This window comes from Dyadobacter sp. CY261, assembly GCF_021440085.1.
Taxonomy (GTDB): Bacteria; Bacteroidota; Bacteroidia; order Cytophagales; family Spirosomataceae; genus Dyadobacter.
Genome location: NZ_JAKCPW010000011.1, coordinates 145,921 through 165,673 on the forward strand (window position 1 = coordinate 145,921; position 19,753 = coordinate 165,673).

Annotated in this window: 12 protein-coding genes; 1 reads left to right on the forward strand and 11 read right to left on the reverse strand. The window is 50.1% G+C overall.

Features of this window, described 5'->3' with window-relative positions; translation table 11 throughout:
* Nucleotides 1-23 precede the first annotated feature (23 nt).
* A complete protein-coding gene (locus LZD49_RS26920) occupies nt 24-1,553 on the reverse strand; it encodes a RagB/SusD family nutrient uptake outer membrane protein (RefSeq protein WP_234670860.1) in 1,530 nt (509 codons plus the stop codon).
* Nucleotides 1,554-1,595: 42 nt separating this feature from the next.
* Entirely contained in the window at nt 1,596-4,736 is a 3,141-nt protein-coding gene (locus LZD49_RS26925; protein ID WP_234670861.1) for a TonB-dependent receptor, read from the reverse strand.
* Nucleotides 4,737-5,053: 317 nt separating this feature from the next.
* On the opposite strand from LZD49_RS26925, the gene LZD49_RS26930 reads away from it, so the two are divergent.
* On the forward strand, nt 5,054-5,941 hold the full coding sequence (locus LZD49_RS26930; protein WP_234670863.1) for an AraC family transcriptional regulator: 888 nt from the start codon (nt 5,054-5,056) through the stop codon (nt 5,939-5,941).
* On the opposite strand, the gene fucP is transcribed toward LZD49_RS26930, so the two are convergent.
* The 9 genes from fucP to LZD49_RS26975 form a co-directional block, all read right to left on the reverse strand.
* Complete coding sequence (gene fucP / locus LZD49_RS26935; RefSeq protein WP_234670865.1) at nt 5,929-7,170, reverse strand: L-fucose:H+ symporter permease; 1,242 nt, start codon at nt 7,168-7,170, stop codon at nt 5,929-5,931. The two genes, LZD49_RS26930 and fucP, sit on opposite strands and share 13 nt — an antisense overlap.
* Entirely contained in the window at nt 7,167-7,928 is a 762-nt protein-coding gene (locus LZD49_RS26940) for an SDR family NAD(P)-dependent oxidoreductase (RefSeq protein WP_234670867.1), read from the reverse strand. The genes fucP and LZD49_RS26940 overlap by 4 nt, the downstream gene beginning before the upstream one ends.
* Before the next feature lie 36 nt (nt 7,929-7,964).
* Entirely contained in the window at nt 7,965-9,191 is a 1,227-nt protein-coding gene (locus LZD49_RS26945; RefSeq protein WP_234670869.1) for an enolase C-terminal domain-like protein, read from the reverse strand.
* A gap of 65 nt (nt 9,192-9,256) precedes the next feature.
* Nucleotides 9,257-11,419: an FN3 associated domain-containing protein gene (locus LZD49_RS26950; protein WP_234670871.1), complete on the reverse strand. Its 2,163-nt coding sequence runs from the start codon at nt 11,417-11,419 to the stop codon at nt 9,257-9,259.
* A gap of 13 nt (nt 11,420-11,432) precedes the next feature.
* Nucleotides 11,433-12,890 (reverse strand): DUF1501 domain-containing protein, encoded by a 1,458-nt coding sequence (locus LZD49_RS26955; protein WP_234670873.1) that lies wholly within the window; start codon nt 12,888-12,890, stop codon nt 11,433-11,435.
* A gap of 41 nt (nt 12,891-12,931) precedes the next feature.
* A complete protein-coding gene (locus LZD49_RS26960; RefSeq protein WP_234670875.1) occupies nt 12,932-15,250 on the reverse strand; it encodes a PSD1 and planctomycete cytochrome C domain-containing protein in 2,319 nt (772 codons plus the stop codon).
* Nucleotides 15,251-15,661: 411 nt separating this feature from the next.
* Entirely contained in the window at nt 15,662-16,750 is a 1,089-nt protein-coding gene (locus LZD49_RS26965; protein ID WP_234670876.1) for a Gfo/Idh/MocA family protein, read from the reverse strand.
* Between the two features lie 112 nt (nt 16,751-16,862).
* Nucleotides 16,863-17,879, reverse strand: coding sequence for a glycoside hydrolase family 43 protein (locus LZD49_RS26970; protein ID WP_234671073.1), 1,017 nt, complete (start codon nt 17,877-17,879; stop codon nt 16,863-16,865).
* A 53-nt stretch (nt 17,880-17,932) separates the two neighbouring features.
* Nucleotides 17,933-19,747, reverse strand: a complete 1,815-nt coding sequence (locus tag LZD49_RS26975) for a RagB/SusD family nutrient uptake outer membrane protein (RefSeq protein WP_234670878.1) — start codon at nt 19,745-19,747, stop codon at nt 17,933-17,935.
* Between the last annotated feature and the right edge of the window lie 6 nt (nt 19,748-19,753).

Below are 19,753 nucleotides of genomic sequence, written 5' to 3' on the forward strand. Positions count from 1 at the left end.
AAAATGTGTCTGATTCGTCTCTGTCAATAGCCTGTATTCTGCACCAGGTTTTTGTTCCGGTCGATCTCAGTCTGTGGGAACGGCAATACATTATTTTGTTCTCCAAAGGACAATGTTACACCGGCCGGGTTTTTAACAGCCGATAATTTTGCCGCCATGATCCCCCAACGTTTCAGATCAAAATAGCGATGTCCCTCCATGGCCAATTCAATGCGCCGCTCGTGCCGGATGAAGTCCCGCAATTTTTCTTTGGTATTGTATAACGTTTGGTCAACTGCCGGCAGGTTTACACCGGTTCTGGCCCGGATCTTGTTCAATGCGTCGTAAATGCTCGCGTCCGGCCCTGACACCTCATTTTTAGCCTCCGCATAAGCCAGCAAAACTTCCGCATAGCGCATATGTACCACATTCATGTCCGTAACAGTAATTTTCGACCGGTCCCAGGGGAGCTTGGAAGTGTCCATGTATTTCTTTTGTATAAAGCCCGTCAGAACCGGATCCGTGGTTACGAATGTAGATCCGTCCGGATTGATGTATGGATCTCCCGGCACAAGCACGGTCATTTTTAGTCTCGGATCTCTTTTTGCGTACGGATTGGCAGCGTCGTAGCCCGATGCCGGATCGGTGATCATTTTCCCGTTAGTCATTTCATATTCATCCACAAGACCTTTGTATGGCTGAATACCCCCATACCAGCCAATTTCGACGAGCATACCTTCGCCACCCTGCGGATTATTCGGCGCGAGGTATTTGGTTGAAAAAATGATCTCTGGATTCCCTTGCTGGGTCGGCTGGAGAAACAGATTGGAATAGCCACCCTGGAATATGGAGAAAGTATTAGTGCCTATAATATCACTCGTCAATGCAACGGCGTCGGCCCAGTTTTGCTGATAAAGCCTAACCCGGGCCTTCAACATTTGTGCACTTGCCTTCACTGCATGTCCCGCATACGCAGTGGCAGGTAATTTTGCTATGGCGTCGTCCAGATCCTCAATCACGAAAGCCAGAACATCGGCTTTGGGGCTTTTGGCAATTTTAGCATCCTCGGCAGTTTTGGGCGCGACCTTATAGAGGATCACATCCCCAAAGAACTGAACAAGCTCAAAATAGAACAAAGCCCGTAAAAAATGCACTTCCGCTATGTAAAGGTCTTTTGTGGCCTGAGGTACGGCGGCTACGGCCCCTACATTTTCTAAAAAATAATTACAGGCCGCAATCCCGGCATAAGGTTCGTTGTACAGCGATGTATTGATGTTGGATGGGTTGATGACACCGATGGTCGCGTTATTAAAATTGAAGTAACTATGCCTGTCCAGGGCATTGTCCGAGTACGTGTCCAGATACGGTTTTCGGAATCCGAAAATGGAACTTTGTAATCTGCGGTAAACACCCGCCAGCGCCATATCCACATCCGCCTGGGTTTCCCAGAAACTATCACCGGATATAGCATGCAGCGGTTCTTTGTCGAGAAAGCTGTCATCGCAGGAGCTGGTACTCCCGAGCACCAAAGCGGCCAGCATGGCGGAAAAAATATATTTATATCTGAAGTTCATTTTGTTAACAGTTTAAAATGGTGGTGAAGCGGGTTCACATGCTTAGAACTTGATGCTTAATCCGGCGGTGTAGATCCGCAACTGAGGAAATTGCGCAAACCTGCCGGAACCGGCACGTTCGGGATCATTCCCCTCGTATTTGGTCCAGGTAACCAGGTTATCTCCCGAAATGTAAACCGTCAACCCCTTCGACCTGATCTTGCTCAAAATTTTCTCGTTGAACGCGTAAGAGAGGTAGAGGTTCTTCAACCGCAGGTAAGACGCATCCTGAATAAAATAAGTAGACGAGTAACCCGCCACACCCGCATAGCCTGTCAGGTAAGTAGCCGGAATGGTGTTACTGGGGTTGGTTGGCGACCATGCGTCCAGGAATCGTTTGGGAGGCGCAGATCCTTGTTGAAAGGGCTCATATCCCCAACCGCTCACCTGCGTATTAATCCCCTGGACTCCCTGGAAGAAGGCGGTTAGATTAAAGCCCTTCCAGCCTGCATTCAAGCTAAACGAATAGTTGTATTTTGGAAATCTGCTGATCCGGATCCTGTCTTCCGGCCCCACAGTACCGTTACCGTCCACATCCCTGATTTTCAGGTCACCCGGTTTCAAAGTACCCGAAGAGGGCTGTTTGGGTGAGTTATCGATTTCTTCCTGGCTTTGGAACACCCCGATCCAGTCGTACACAAAAAAGTTGTTATAAGGCTGTCCCACTTCAATGGTACCCAATGTAGGCGCCAATAATTTGGTGACCTTATTATTGAATTTGTGGTAGAGCACACTTACGCCATAATTAAAATCTCCAAACCTCTTTCTGTGCCGCAGTTCCACTTCCAAACCGGTGTTTTGCATGCCCCCGGCATTCACTATGGGCGCAGTCAGTCCAACGCTGTTCGGCAAATCGGCACGTGTGGAAAGAATGTCGGAAGTTTTGCGTTTGTACCAGTCGATGGTCGCGCCGAAAAGTCCCTGGAAAATATCCACATCCAGGCCGAAATCCAGCATGGCCGTTTTCTCCCATTTCAAATCTTTGGTTACCAGGCGGGTCAGTTGCGCACCCGAGCTCAATGTGTTGGCAAACGGGTAAGACGTAAGGCTGAGAATATCCTGGTAAGGGTAGTTACCCAGCAGATTTAGCCTGTCCGCGACGCCAACATTGATTTCCTGATTCCCCAGCACACCATACGAAGCTCTGAGTTTCAGATTATCCATCCAGGATAGCGAGTTTTTAACAAAACCTTCTTCCGATATTCTCCAAGCCGCGGAACCTCCCCCAAACGTACCCCAACGCGAGCTGACGCGCGATGTACCGTCGCGGCGAATGTTGCCTTCGATGAAATACTTACCCTTGTAGTCGTAGTTGACACGACCAAAGTACGATCGTAACGCCCATTCCGACGCCGTGCCTCCCGTTGCCTGATTATTAGGTCCGCTGCCGTCGAGCACCATAATGGTCGTGTTCGGAAAATCGAACCTGCTACCCGACAACCGCTCGGTCAGATTATCCTGCTGTTCAAAACCGGCCAGCAAGCCCAGATTGTGATTGGTCCCGAATTGTTTGGTATAACTGAGGGTGCTGAAAAACGTTTTTGTAATGCTCCTGTCCTCCCGCTGCTGCAGTCCGAAGAATGTGGGGTTACCGTTTGCTACCTGTACATAATTTCCGGTAGCATCGGGCTGGTAGGCAAATGATGGAGACCCGTATTGCCTGTTTTTGAGCTGTTCATTAAAAAAGGTAATACCTGCTTTATTGAGCCATTTCAAGCCCTTTAGAATTTCAATTTCAACAAAGGCCTGCGCGTTGACATTATAGGTTTTGGTAAACTGGCCACCCGTTGCGTACACTTCTTCCACGCTCCTGTTGCCCGAGCCATTTGTTGCAAAATCCCTGTTGGTGACCCTCCCACTCCCATCGGGCAGGAAAGGCATAAATGTGGGTGCCGACGCATAAGCGAGCAATAGCAAATCGTCGTTGACCAGCCAGGGCGCTTTCGCATTCTGGTAAGAGAAGTTCAGATTAGTTCCTACCCGCACTCGCTTATGCACCTGGGTCGAAAAGTCGATAAGGCCGTTGTAACGTTTGTACAAATAGCCCTTTGTGATACTCTCCTGGTCCAGATAATTAAACGAGACATTATAAAGGGTTTTCTCATTCCCTCCGCTAAAACCAAGGTGGTGATTCTGGATCGGCCCCTTGTCCAGCACATAATCCAGCCAGTTGAAGTTGGGGTATTGATTGCTGTTCGGGTTGTTTCTGTACAGGTCGATTTGCTCCGGTGTATAGATCGCCGCCTGGCCGCTTCTGGCCCGGGCAGAATTGTACATTTCCATATACTGGACCGAGTTGGTAATCAGCTCCGGTGTTCTGGTGGCTTCGCTAAGGCCAAAGCTGCCTGTATATTCAATTTCCGACGAACCCGCTTTTCCCTTTTTGGTCGTGATCAGGATCACGCCATTGGCTGCACGCGCACCGTATATGGACGCAGATGCCGCATCTTTCAGTACGGTGACGCTCTCAATATCCTGGGGAGAAAGGTTTTTGATCGACGCGATGATTCCGTCTACAAGGATCAGGGGTGCGTTTGATGCACCAAATGAACCAAATCCCCGCAATTGGTAGGCAGCGTCATCACGCCCGGGTTCGCCCGTGGACTGGATCACGTCCAGACCTGAAACCCTGCCTTGCAGGAGATTTTGCACATTGGGTACCGGACGCTCTGTAAGCTCTTTTCCCGACACCGTTGTCACCGAACCCGACAAATTGGCTTTTGTCCTCGTTCCATATCCCACCACGACCACTTCGGAAAGTGACGATTCCTCAGACTTCAGATTGACGTCCAAAGTAGCCTGATTACCCGCCGCCAGCTCTTGTTTAATATAACCTATATAACTGAAAACCAGCACAGCATTGGCTTGTACCTCCAAACTGTACTTACCCTCACCATCCGTAATCGTTCCGATTGTTGTACCCTTTACCTGAACACTTGCCCCAGGCAGCGGCGCACGGTCATTATCAAAGACAGTTCCCGAGATCGGACGGCTTTGACCAAATGAAGCGTGGCAATAAATAAGTAAAATGGCGACCAGCACCTTGGAGAATCTGCCCGGAAGACCTTTCAAATCTGCGGCATCAGGCCATACTGAGCGCCAGCCTGATATCGTCCATGACTCAGGGTTGTAAAATTGATCCATAAATTTTCAGAGGTTTAATGAGGAATTGATCGGAATGTATCGCTATTCACGGGGCTTAGGGTTTATCATGCGGCTGCGGCAAGCATGATATCAAACGTGCGGGATGATCCGCCCGCTATCAGGAAATCATCTGCTGTCATAACTGTTGATAATTGATAGACAAATAGGCTCTTAATCACTTTTTCATGAATAGAGAGGGCTCTATGACCGAATCGGGCACTGCTTATTTCCAGACAAATAAATAGCGAATTAGTACAAAAAAGTGGTTTTGGGTTGATATTTTGTAGTACTATATTTGCAACACGCTCAACTTTCCCATGAAACCAAACTTTGCGATACTGTCTGACCTTGCCTATTCGCGGAAATCGTTTGTAGTCAAGAAGATCTCGCGCTCATCCTTTTCGACCGACTTCCACTTTCATAAAGAATGTCAGCTGGTTTATGTAGTTTCCGGCTCGGGAGTGCGCATTATCGGGCACTCTGTTGAAAAGTTTGAAAAAGGAGATCTGACATTTGTGGGCGCTAATGTCCCGCATGTTTGGTACAGCGAATCCGAGCCAGGGCATTCTGAGGCCCTTGAAGCAATTTCATTAGCACTCTATATCGATTCGGAATTATTCTGTGAACAAATGAGCGGGCTTGTGGACGTAAAAAAAGTCCAGAATTTTTTCAACGAATCGCAGCGCGGCCTGAAAATCCATGGCGAAAAGAAGGCGTTGGTAGTCGGCATTTTACAGGAAATGCTGGAACAAAAAGATATGCATTTACTCTCTTCCTTCCTGCGTATCCTGGTAAATCTGTGTGACCCTGCCGAGCTGACCTATCTCAATGCACCCGATCCTATTTCTACCTATTCGATACAACCTCATGGCAGGATTCCAAAGCTGATGTACTATATCCATCAAAATTTCAGGGACGATATCAGCCTGGAAAAGGCCGCCTCGGTAGCTGGTCTGCAGATTCACGCCTTTTGCCGTTATTTCAAATCCCTTACGAACCGCACTTTTTCTGAATTTTTAAATGATGTGCGGATTGGCTTCGCTTGTAAGCTGCTTCACCAGTCGGACTTATCGATCACCCAGGTAGCACTGGAATGCGGTTATAGCAACATATCGTATTTCAACCGCTGCTTCAAGAAAATAAACAAAATGTCCCCAAAGGAATTCCGCGATTCGCTGGAAACCCGTAACCGTCACAAAGGATAAGGTTGGGAACCTTTTTTGGCATAAAAAACCAGGTAGGCATAGCAGGCCACCGGCATTATGAAGGCAAGTTTGATCCCAAATGAATCGGAAAGAAGCCCCATCAGCGGCGGGATCACCGCGCCCCCCACAATGCTCATAATAATCAGCGACGATCCGGTCTTGGTATATACGCCAAGGTTTTTGATGCTTAGAGTAAACAGGATCGGATACATGACCGAAGTAAATAGCCCGACCAGGGATAAAGCATAGATTGAAACGTAGCCTGTACTGAGCATTGAAATACCGGTCAGCACAATGGCCGACACGGAGCAAAAGGCCAGGGTTTTAGCCGAATTGAGGTTTCGCAGCCAGTAAGCTCCGGCGAGCCTTCCTACCAAGACCAACAACATGTAAAAAGTGATAAAAAGCGCAGCACTTTGTTCGGTCAGGCCGGTAATTCCGGATGCTTTTGCATAACGGATCATGAAGCTGACGATCCCGACTTCCGCACCCAGATAGCAGAATACGCCCAAAGCGCCGAGCACGGTATGCCGAAATTTCCAAACAGACCGAAATGATCCCGCACGTTCACCATCGTCTTCAATCCTGGGAAGTTTGATAAAAAACAGCAACAACCCGATCGTCACGAAAAGCGCGCTCAGGCTCAGGTAAGGCACTTTTACCAACTGCGCCTCGGCGCTGAGATATTCATTCAACTGCATTGGATCAAATTGCGCGACAGTAGCTGGTGAAACTTCCGTCGCATGCAGCAAAAACCGGCTCCCGATATAAGGCCCGATGGTCGCCCCCAAAGAACCGACGGCAGACGCCAGACTCAATCGGCTGGAAGCCCGGTTCGGATCGCCGAGCACGGAAATGTAGGGAGTGGCGGTAACTTCGAGGAATGTAAATCCGGCAGCCATGATGAAAAGGGCGCCCAGAAAAAGTGGGTAATAACGCACGCTGGCCGCAGGAAAGAACATAAATGCCCCGATTGCCGCCATGAGGAGCCCGATTACCATGCCTGTTTTATAACCATATTTGTTGATAAACCTGCCAACCGGAAGTGCCAGCACAAAATAGGCCCCAAAAAATGCAGATTGTACCAGAGACGACTGGAAATCAGTTAACTGACAGGCCCTTTTGAGATGGGGGATCAGGATATCATTGATGTTGCGGCTAAGATTCCAGATAAACATCAGGCTCATCACAACCAGCAAAGGAACAACTACATTCTTTCCGTTTTTCATCTTTTATATCCCAGCTCCGCACCGCCGCTCACCGGCATCATGCACCCTGTCACAAACCTTGCCGCTTCCGAAACCAGGAATACGGCCACGTCGGCAATCACGTCTCCTTCCGGACAATAGCCCAGCGGATGTATGCCGTCGAGATACTGTGCAATGCTTGCTGGTTCCGGCTGTTCGCCCGACCACTTGCGCAACATGGGTGTCCAGACACCAGCTGGACAAACCGCATTGACCCTCACGCCGAAAGGCGCATAATCGAGCGCCATCGCTTTGGTGAGTGCGTTCATTCCTCCTTTTGTTCCCACGTAAGCCGCATGGTTTCCCTGCCCTATTTCCCCGACAAGGCTACTGGTATTCAAAATGCAGCCCCTGGTTTGTTTTAAAAATTCAATACCGTATTTCGTTGTCCAGAAAACACTTTTCAGGTTTACTGAAAACAGATTATCCCATTCTTCTTCCGATGTTTCATCCAGTGATTTCGACGGACTGGCGATTCCCGCATTGTTATGAATGACGTCTATCTTTCCAAGAGCCTCAACTGTATTTCCTATGGCCCTTTTCACGTCACTTCCCATGCGCACATTTCCCGCAAAGGTGACGAGGTGGGCAAATTCTTCTGCCAGACTATCAAGCCCAGTCCGATCGCAATCCATGACCGACACGCTGGCCCCGGCCGCCAGATACGCTTCTACACATTTCCTGCCGATACCCGCGGCACCTCCGGTTATAAAAATCACTTTCCCGTCTAATGCTCCCATTTTTTCTCTGACCTGTTCCTTGCTAAGCAGCAGCTTTTATTCCTTAAGATCGCTGCTGCTTCCGGCTACCTGCGGAACCTGGTAATATGCATCGACTATTTCGGCGGGGTTGACAAAATATTGTTTTAAATGGGGTATGTGTTCCAGGAATAAATGCTCGTGATCCATTCCGATGTGATTAAAAATCACCAGATGCTGATGGATCTGACCCATATCGCCTACATGCGGAACGACGGGAATGCCCATTCTTTTGGAAAGAAGACTAATCGTCAGAAATTCGGAGACCCCGCCAACCCTTACCGCATCCACCTGGCAAAAATCCATCGCCTTTGCCTGGAAAAAATTCTTGAAAATCACTTTGTTTGGAATGTGTTCGCCGGTTGCTACTTTGATAGGCGCAATTGTTCTGGCGATGGTCTGGTGGCCGATTATGTCGTCGGGATGTGTGGGTTCTTCAATCCAGAAAGGATTTATTTCGCTTAGTTTTCCGCAAATACCCAATGCCTGGGGCACGTTCCATTTCTGGTTGGCATCCACCATGAGTGTAGCCTTATCACCGGCCACCTTACGCACCAGCGCGGCCCGCCGGACATCACGAAACGGATCATCGGATCCGACTTTCAATTTGAGCGCAGTAAAACCCTGATCTATCGCATTTTTAGTGTTCCTGATCACTTTCTCATCCGAGAAATTGAACCAGCCGACCGAAGTATCGTAGCCTTTATAACCCGTTTCTAAAACAATCATACGCGCTTCCCGTGTCGCCCGATTCTCCGTGAGTATGGCCAGCGCCTGTTCCCTGCTGAGCACTTCTTCCAGATAACTCAGGTCGAGCGTATTCAGTAATTCTTCCGGTGTGAGGTCCAGTAGCAATTTCCAAAGCGGCACCCTGCGCGATTTGGCCCACAGATCATAACACGCATTCACCACCGCAGCCAGTGCAAGATGAATAACGCCTTTGTGCGGCCCCAGCCATCTTAAGGAAGGCGAGTCGACCATTTTGCGATAAACGGTGCCAAAGTCCGACATCAATTCTTCGATTTCGCGCCCTTTTAGCGGCTCGGAAAGATACTCGATGGCCTTACAGACCAGGTCGGTACCAACCCCCAATGTAAACGCCAGCCCGACTCCTTTGATGGACGCATCCGTTTTCAGGCAGCAAACCGCGTAGGCGTACTGCGGGTTTGTGTGTGTCGCATCCGAACCGACACCGTCCGCCAAATCAAACCGTTTGTCCTTTATTTCGATAGCTACAATGTACATTCAGCGCGGCGATGTCAAGTAAAAGATGATGTTGAAAAGATCAAGGGTCAGGAATAGTCAAACTTTCAATTAACAATTACTTCATCCACAAAAACCCAGCCCTTCGCACCTTTGCCGGGGTGCCACGCGGGTATTTTCGGGATTGGTTTGGCCACAATTTTCAGGCAGCTTAATGCCGGTGCCTCAAAGCTCGCATTGATCAATATATCGCTGGTACCGTCGATCATCCTGGCAGGCAAAGCCGGATGGATTACTTTCAGGAGTTTCAGGGCGTGTTCGTCGGCCCCACCCCATACTTCGATACGTGCAGGCGGGAAAATGAACCCGGCAATATTTTGCAACATACTGACTGTAACTCCCTTTGCCGCAACTGGTTTCGAAAAATAGAAATAGGATTCGAAGTCCGCATCACGATACCCCAGCCAATTGCCACTGCCTGTCTCGGCCGCACTCTTAATACCGTCGATCAGCGTAGTTCCGGCCTTGGCCTTGTATTTTGGATCCGGCAGCGAAACCAGGTTCACGCTGTCAATTTTATAGTTGGCTTTGATAAAATTCTTTTGTGTGGACGAGCTTCCATACCAACCGGATTTGAAAGCACGCGCAATTACCAGCGCATTATTGGTAAGCAATATCGGTTCATTGTAGATCGGGGACCGGGTGCTGTCCGGCACCGTGCCGTCGAGTGTATACCGGATCTGAGTGCCTGGTATCTGATGTTTCAGCCTCACACGGGTGTCGCCCATCACAATCTGTTGCTCGTTTTCGATCGTGGGCGGGTTGAGTGCTATCCTGACGGTATCACTCCGAAAGCCGGTCTCAAAGCGGATCTTTTTATCAGCCCTTAATGCGGTCTGCTCTTCTGTCGTTAAGCCAGTGCTCCACAGATAGACTTTTTCAAGCGACGCGATACTGTTCAGTGTTTTGATACTGGCATTGTTAATGCCCGTACCACTCAATGCCAGTACCCTGAGCTTTGACAAACTCCTCAACTCACCCAGGGTGCTACCCCGTAGCTCCGTAAAGTTTAATATCAGTTTCCGCAGTTCTGGAAACTTCGCGATAACTTTCAGGTCTTCATCTTTAACCGGCATTTTGCTGAAATCCATGGCGACGATCTGGTCCTTAATAGGCAACAAATCACTGATATCGCTGGACTTGAAAGCTGACCGGTTATAAAAATTAACAAACAGTGCCGGCGAGGCAGGAGCATATTGTCTGATCGTACGATAGTTGGTATTCAACGCTTTGACATTGGCAGGATCCGCCGCCGCGAAATCATATACTTCCCCCGTACGATTTCCGCCGAGGACATTTTCTGCGTAACGATACACCGGGTTTTGTGGCGGTAATGCGGTCACTTTTTCCTTAAAATCCGACCCTAGCCTGATCCATTCAGCAAGCAATACCACTTCTTCATCGGTCAACTGCACCTTTCCTTTGGGCGGCATGTGCTTTTTGTCTTCCAGCGGCAAATGCACCCGGTTGATCAGCAGCCCCAGGTCTGGTTTGGTGGTATCCCACAGCATTCCATTCTTGCCGCCTTTGGCCAGCAGCTCCTTTGTATGCATCTGTAACCCGCCTTTCGACTTGTCGGCATTGTGGCAGGCATAACACTTTTGCTGCAAAACCGGCTTTACCAGGTTTTCATAGATTTCGGCTTGTTCAATCGAAACCTGGTTGACCGCTTCCGTCGAATTGGGTGGTGATAATGCCAGGAAATCTTCACCGTGCGTCAGGTTCCCTCCCAAATGCCCTGTCACGAGCAGCAAGCCGAGAAATGCTCCTGCGAAAAGCTTTGCAGGCATTCGCCAAGGTAAAAGATATTTGGAAGCGCCATACCAGGCGATACTTCCGATGGAAATGGATACCCCCAGCCATTTGTGCCATTGTAAAGTTTGAGAAACATCGCTATCTTCTTTGGACAATAAAAATCCTGAAAATGCAGCAACAGAAGCCGTAAATGTACCCAGTAGCAGCAGCGTATCGGCCAGTTCCACATTCCAGCGCGCTGAACCTTCCTTTTCGACAATCATTGTCCAAAAAGCATAAAGCAACAATACGACAAGTGGGAAATGCAGTACCGCCGGATGCAGGCGTCCGATGGGAAACATCCAGGCGGGAATGGCAACGCTTTTTTCGAAAAACAGTAAAAAAATAAGTAAGCCATTCAAGAAGAAAGCCAGGTTGTAAATAACTCCCTTCCAGTTTTGCAGGTAGCGGCGCACGGTCATTATAATGTTAAGAGATAATGTCTTTCACAAGCTTACCTGCCACATCGGTCAACCGATAACGTCGCCCCTGATGCTTAAACACCAGTCGCTCGTGGTCCAGGCCGAGCTGATTGAGGATTGTCGCGTGCAGATCATGGACATGAACAGGGTCCTTGACTATATTGTATCCGAAATCGTCCGTCTCGCCATACACGAGCCCAGGCTTAATCCCTCCACCAGCCATCCAGATCGTGAATGCCCGCGGGTGGTGGTCCCTGCCGTAATTGTCTTTCGTAAATTTACCCTGGCAGAAATTCGTCCGGCCAAACTCCCCGCCCCAGATCACCAGCGTTTCATCCAGCAATCCCCGTTGCTTCAAGTCGGTAACCAATGCAGCCGATGCCTGATCTACATCCTTGCATTGCCCGCTTATTTCCTTGGGTAAACCGGCATGTCCATCCCACCCCTGGTGATAGAGCTGAATGAACCGGACACCCTGCTCGGACAGTTTCCTGGCCAGGAGGCAATTGGCCGCGTACGTACCGGGCACAAGGCATTCTGGGCCGTACATTTTCACGATCGACTCGGGCTCTTTGCTCATGTCGGTGATTTCCGGCACCGCCGTTTGCATGCGGTAAGCCATTTCGTATTGCTGGATCTTCGCTGTTACTTCCGGATCGCCAAATTCATCGAACGTACCCTGGTTCAATTTTGCAAGTTTGTCGAGCATGCGCCTCCGCTCCGACCTGTCCATTCCTTCCGGATCTCCGAGATACAGCACCGGATTTTCTCCGCTGCTGAACTGGACGCCCTGATGCACCGAATCGAGAAAACCGTTCGTCCACAATTTGGAATAAACCCCCTGGCCATTCCCTTTGCCTCGGGAAAGCAATACACAAAAGCTCGGCAAATTCTGATTTTCGCTCCCTAACCCATAACTCAGCCAGGAACCCATGCTGGGTCTGTTCCCCACCTGTGCACCCGTTTGGAAAAAGGTGAGCGCCGGATCGTGGTTGATGGCGTCGGTATTCATGGACTTGATAATGCAGATATCGTCCACAATGCGGGCGGTGTGCGGTAATAGCTCGCTCACCCAGGCACCCGAATTACCGTGCTGCTTGAAATCGAATATGGAGCCCGCCAGCGGGAAACTGGTTTGATTGGAGGTCATACCGGTGAGCCTTTGACCGCTCCGGATCGATTCCGGCAGGTCCTCACCAAACATTTTATTGAGTAATGGTTTATGGTCAAAAAGCTCAAACTGGGAAGGTGCACCATTCTGGAAAAGGTAGATCACCCGCTTTGCCTTCGGAGCGAAATGTGGTAAGCCGGATACAATATCGTTCACACTGTTTTCTGTGTCCGATTTGAAAAGATCGGGAACCAGCAAAGAACCTAATGCGGCACCTCCTATCCCAAGACTAAGCCTGGATAAAAAATGCCTTCGATTCGTATTCATTCCAAAATCAAAAATCGGCTTTTCCATGTTCCTTTATGCATTAATATTGGCTCCTTTTGGCAACCAGATTAGCTTTTTGTGATTGTTTCTTCCATGTTATAGATCGTGCTGATCACCCGCATCATAGCCGCCGCTTTGGCGACGTCTACTTTTTGCCCGTGTTTGCTATCGCCTATGTTTAGCGCAGCGCCCGCTTTACTTTTACTTTTTGAAAATGTGGAGAGTTCCTCTTTATAATAATCAACCAGCAATTGTGTTTCTCCCGCATTCGGCTTCCGGCAAACAATTCTTTGGAAAACCTCGCTGATCTTGGCGTCGACAGAAGCTGGTGACGCGCTAAGCTGCTCTGCCAGCACGCGGGAAGCTTCCAGGACCGTGGGATCGTTGAGCATCACAAGCGCCTGAAGCGGGGTATTCGTTTTCTGGCGTTTCACCTCGCAATGGTCGCGGTTGCTGGCGTCGAAAATGATCATTGCGGGCGGTGGTAATGTCAGTTTAATGAATGTGTAAAGCCCCCGCCGGTACAACGCACTGTCTGTGTCCTGGATATATTTCGCAAGGCTTCCCCTATTTGCCGTAGTTGCTTCCCAAATCCCTTTAGGCTGATAAGGTTTGACGCTCGGGCCACCGATTTCCGGATTGAGTAACCCACTGGTAGACAATATAATATCCCGTATAGACTCTGCCGGAACCCTGTAACGCGCACCTCTCGCTAAGTAGATATTTTCAGGATCTTTATTTTTCTTTTCCTCTGTCATCCCGGACGATTGTCTGTAAGTCGCCGAAGTAACTATTTGCCTGATAAGCCTTTTGATATTCCAACCGTGATTCATAAAATCCACTGCAAGCCAATCCAGAAGCTCCGGGTGACTAGGCAGCTCACCCTGCATGCCAAAATCCCCGGTACTCTTGACAAGCCCTCTTCCAAAGATCTCCTGCCAGATCTGGTTCACAAACACCCGGGCAGTGAGCGGGTTTTGTTTACTTGTTGTCCATTTCGCGAGTCCGAGGCGGTTACGGGGATACTTGGTTGTGTCGAATTTCATCACTGCAGGCAATGCGCTGGCAGTAACTACTTTTCCCGGTGCATCGTATACGCCACGGTTCAGCACGTGTGCAGGTCGCGGCTGATCGTCTTCGCCCATTACCGATACCACGATCCGGGCCGTGTCTTTACTATTAATAAAGTTAAGCAGGTTCTTCGTATCACTACTGGATATTGTTAAAACAGGCGTTTTGGCCGGGCCGCTGCCTGCACTGCCGTCAAAGCCCTTTTCCTTTGAGCTATTAAAAAATGCAAATAGCCTGTAATAGTCTTCCTGAGAAACCGGGTCATATTTATGGTCATGGCACTGGGCGCATTCGACCGTGAGCCCGAGCAACCCGGAACTGAATGTCTTCGTTTTGTCAAGATGGTATTCGACCCGGTATTCCTCAGGAATGACGCCGTCCTCTTCGGTGATTTTATGATTTCGTAAAAATGCGGTTGCCAGTATTTGCTCTTTATTTGGATTGGGAAGCAGGTCGCCGGCGAGCTGCCACACCAGGAACCGGTCATAAGGCATATTGCTATTAAAGGCGTGGATAACCCAGTCCCGCCACGCCCATTGTGTTCGCACGTCGTCATTCTGGTATCCGTAAGAATCGGCGAACCGGGCGATATCCAGCCAATGGATGGCCATTTTCTCTCCGTATGCCTTTTGCGACATTAAGTTGTCGACGATTTTTTCATAGGCATTGGCCGAGTTGTCTTCTGCAAACTTCCGCTGAATTTCCAGGGACGGGGCTAGGCCGGTCAGGTCGATTGCCAACCGTTTCAATAACTGCTCTCTTGTCGCTGGGTCGTTGGGTGCCAATCCTACCTCCTCCATTTTCGCAAGCGTGAAGCGGTCTATCTCATTTTCGCACCAGTCTTTGTCGCTTACTTCTGGCAATTTCGCCTGTTTCGGGGCTGCAAATGCCCAATGCTGCTCGTATCGGGCACCCTGCGCAATCCAGTTTTTGATCAGATCAATCTCCCCCTCATTCAGGAGGCCAAGGTGCGACTCTGGTGTCGGCATTTGATAGCCGGGATCTGTGGAAGTGATTCTCTTGTAAACCTCCGAGGCTGCGGGGTTACCAGGAACGATCGCAAACTTTTTTTTGTCTTCCAGCGGCGCGTATGCATTATCTGCCATGTCCAGCCGCAAACCCGCCTCCCTTTTATTAGCATCCGGACCGTGGCAGGCGAAGCATTTATCGGAAAGAATAGGCCGTATCTGGTAGTTGTAGGATATGTCTTTAGCAGACGTAACTTTCTTATTAACCAATCCTTTCCAGCCCAGACCCGCAACTAAAATACCGATTCCGGCTAGGAGGACATATTTGATAGGGAACGGAGCGTTCATTGCAGTCAATAGTAATTTCGAACATAAAATTGCATATACATCTTCGCTCGAAGATCGTATAGCTTGTAAGAACGATGCAAATCTATGACCACAAAATACAATGAAGTGATAACCGATTGCGCATTACTGATACTCCGTTTGCATAATTGCCCGCCACATTCATTCTTCCCCGGAATTCGCCTATGGGATTAAGATGGTGCATTGAGGCAAGGATCGACCCAAAGATAACCGATATTGCTTACCGGCCACGGGCAAGTCCTGTGAAGAAGATGGGGCTTTCCTAATCAAAGAAACGCGCTGGATATTTGCATATCTCTGAGGAAACCGATCACGCCAGGGAATTGCACGATCGTTTTCGAACAGCCGGGCAACACACCCGGCTGTTAACTGGAAAATCTTAGAAAGAAATGGTTAAATCTTTACGCTTTTACCCGAAGCAACCGACTTATAGATCGCTTCTACGACACGAATATCGCGCAGCCCCTCCTCGCCCGGGGCGATCAGATCGGTATTGTTCATGATCGCCAGGCAGTCCTCGTCCATTTGCTTCGCCTGCTGGCTTTTGATCGGGAAGTTGATGATCGTACCGTCCGACATGCTCCCCTTGTTGCCATTGTAACCCGACTGTGGCTCCAATTTCAGCCAGCCTTTTTCGTAGTTCACCTGCAAATAGTTCATGTTGATGCCAAAGCTCGTCTGGCAGGCTGCTCTTGCCCCGCTCGGGAAATCGAGCATAAACATCATCGTTTCTTCAACTTCCTTATAAATCTCCGGCCGGGTAGTCGATGCCTGGGCGATCACGCTGATGGGCTCTTCGCCTGTGGCCAGGCGCGCACCTTGCAATGCGTACACGCCCATGTCGCCCATTACGCCCCCGCCGAGCGCTTTTTTCTGCTTCCAGTGATCGGTCCGCGCGTCGAAATAGCCCGCGGCGCTGTTCACCATCTTCACTTTTCCAAACTTTTGCTCCTTGGCTACCTTCATGTAAGCCTGGATGTTCGGATCGTGCTGGCACCGGTACCCGATCGCCAGTTTCACCTTGTTACTTTTGCAGGCCGCGATCATCGCCTCGCAATCGGCTACCGAGGGCGCCATCGGCTTCTCGCAAAACACATGCTTGCCGGCTTTCGCCGCCTTTACCACATATTCGCGGTGCATCGAAGGTGGCAACACTACGTACACAATGTCGATATCGGGATTTTTGGCGATCTGATCGAAATTCTGGTAGTTGTAAATATTCTTGTCGGCAATATTGTATTTGGCTTTCCACGCCTCGGCTTTCGAAGGTGTACCTGTCACGATGCCCGCCAGATAGCACTTTTCGGTCAGTTGCAGCGCGGGTGCCAGCAGGTCGGTACTGTAATAGCCCAGACCCACAAGCGCAATACCAAGCTTGTCCTTCTTGGGTGCGGTTGCTGCAAGCAGCGGGTTACCCGAGAACAATGTGGCTGCTCCGGCCAGTGATAATGTCGATAAAAAATCGCGTCTTTCGATTTGCATAGCTTGTCTGATTGAATGTTCTGAATGAGGTCGCGGGCCAGAATGCACCGGTACAGCTTCTAAAAGCCCCTACCTGCACTCATTTTACCAAACTACCTGCATAATTTCTGTTTCAGGGTTCGATGGTCTGAATCTTTCCGTCCTTGTCCCTTACGAGCTCCCGAACCTTCACATTCCGTAAGTGGGTTTTTCCAGAAATTTCGGTGTCGTGATAAAAGATGTACCATTTCCCTTTGAACTCGACAATGGAATGGTGGGTCGTCCAGCCCTCAACCGGCTTCATGAGCACGCCTTTGTAAGTGAATGGCCCATACGGCGAGTCACTTTCTGCATAACACAGGAAATGGGTGTCGCCGGTAGAGTATGAGAAATAGTATTTGCCATTGTACTTGTGCATCCAGGCTCCCTCGAAAAACCGGCGGTCGTGGTCGCCACCCAGCAGGGGCTTGCCATGCTCGTCGAGTATCTGCACATCACGGGGCGATTCGGCGAACGTCAGCATATCACCACTCATTTTAGCCACCTTCGCATTCAATGCAGGCTCCTGGTCATGTCCTTTGCCCAGGTCGGTGGAGAGTGATTTATCATACTTACCCGAATGCCAGCGTTGCAGCTGCCCGCCCCAGATGCCTCCGAAGTACATGTACGTCTGACCGTCGGAATCTGAAAAAACCGCCGGATCGATGCTGTAACTGCCAGGAATCGGCTGGGGCTCCGCCTTGAACGGCCCCGCAGGCGACTTGGAACTGGCAACCCCGATCCGGAAAACGTCTTCCTTGTCTTTTACAGGAAAATACAGATAATAAGTACCATTCTTAAAAGCCGCATCCGGCGCCCATAGCTGCCTTCCCGCCCAGGGAATATCTTTCAAATCCAGCACCACCCCGTGATCGGTCACCTTTCCGCCAACGTTGTCCATCGAATACACATGATAGTCACGCATATTAAAATGGCCGCCTTCGTCATCCTGCGGCACATTGGCTTCGATGTCGTGGGAAGGATAAATGTAAATTTTGCCGTTGAAAACATGCGCGGAAGGATCGGCGGTGAACAGATCGCTGATCAACGGCTTCACCTTGGCTTGCTGACAATAACCGGTTTCGAGGCTGCCGAGCGCGAGAAGGGCCATCAATCCGGCGGGTAAATAGCTGCGGTTCATATATAATTGCTGATTAATACGGTTCAATATCCGGAATTTTGTGGAAAAGCAGGTCCATCCACAACTCTATCGATCTGCGTCTGCGGAATTGGGCGCAACATATTGAAATCTTTTACATAAGGCGCTGCTTCCTGGTTCCATTCCTGCACACGGCGTACGAGCGAGCGGGTACGCACGAGGTCGTGCCAGCGTTGCCATTCCCCGAAAAACTCCCGGCTGCGCTCGTCGAGGATGAAATCAAGAGTCACATCGGAGGCGGTGATGGTCATTGCTGCGGCTGCGGCTGCATTCTGGGCCGTCGTAGCGCTCTTGCGGAAAGCTGCGCGCTGGCGCACCACATTCAGTAGGCTGGCTGCTTTTGCGGCGTCGCCCGCTTTAAAATAAGCTTCCGCACCGGTCATGTACACGTCCGAAAAGCGGTACAACACGCAGGGCCGCGTCGATGGATCGTTGAAGTTCGCTCCGCGGCTCGGGTCCATGAATTTTTTCAATGCAGGAAAAATTCCGTTGTTCCAGAGGCTCGGCGGTACCACGATACCTTTGAATGGCCTGCTGCCTATAAACTGCGGTGCGCCAGGCACCTCGTAATCCGGCAGCCAGACGGCGGTATCCGAGCCCACGACGGTGGTGTAGCTAATCCCGCGACTGTTATTAGCCGTATTGGCCGCGTTGGTGACAGAAGTATTCGAAATATAAACGGTGTAAAAGGAATTGGCAAAACGCGAGTCTACATCCCGCTTCGTAAATGCCTGATCCAGGAAATAGTTCTTGCCTGCGCGCGGGCCGGTAGCCAGCTTATCGGAGTTCGGGCGCATACGGACGTAAGGGCGACCATAATACGAATCGCGGATCATACCCGAAGTACCGCTATTGACAAACGCTCCCGACGCATTTTTAAAGGAATTGATACCGCTGTTGTTCGGATAATTCCAGTTGGTAAACCAGGGCGACAGGTTTTGTGCCGCGCCGCCGCCCGCAGCCGCACCCACGCTGTAATAGCCGTATTTTGGGTCGAGGACGTGGTCGCTGACAAACATGGATTCCTTGCCATAATCATTAGCCGGCACGAACGCGTCGCCGTAATCCTGCCAGAGGTCCAGCCCATAGGCCGATTTATTGGCAATGATTTCATCAGTTAATGCAGCTGCTTTGGTAAAATCGGCTGCGGTGTTGTTAAGCCAGCCGCGGGTGAGGTAGGCTTTGGCCAACAGAAACTGCGCAACCGGCTTAGTAGCGGCCTTTCCCAGGAACGGGGCGGTAGGCTGGTTAGGCAGGTCGGCTGCCGCCTCGGTGAGATCTTTGATGATCAGTTCATAAACCTGCGCGGCAGGTTGGCGAGATGCCGCCTGAGACGGTACGGTGATGAACTCGGTATGCAAAGGCACGTCGCCCCAGGTTTGTACCAGGTAGAAATACCAGAACGCCCGGAGAAACTTCGCTTGCGCCAGGTATTGTTTCCGCGTCGCCTCGGGCAATTCAATGGTCTGGCCGTATTGCAACACACCGTTCAGCGTATTGATATCCTGAAACGCAATGCCCCAGGCTGAGCCAAAGTTGCTGCCGTTCAATCCATTATAAGTATAGGGAATAGGCGTACCGGCACTAAGCCCCTGGATAAACTCGTCGGTTCCCGCCTGCATTTCCACAGTAAAGCCTTCGGTGCCCCATTGGCTGCGGATATCATTATAAACGCCCGCAATGCCTCCGAGCACGCCCGATGGCGAATTGAAATAGGAAGGAACGATCTGGGATTGCGGATGCTCTTCGAGCACTTTTTCACAGCCCGAGCTCAGCAACGCAACCAGGCTGGCGGTGATCAGAACTTTTATGGATTTCATAGTCGG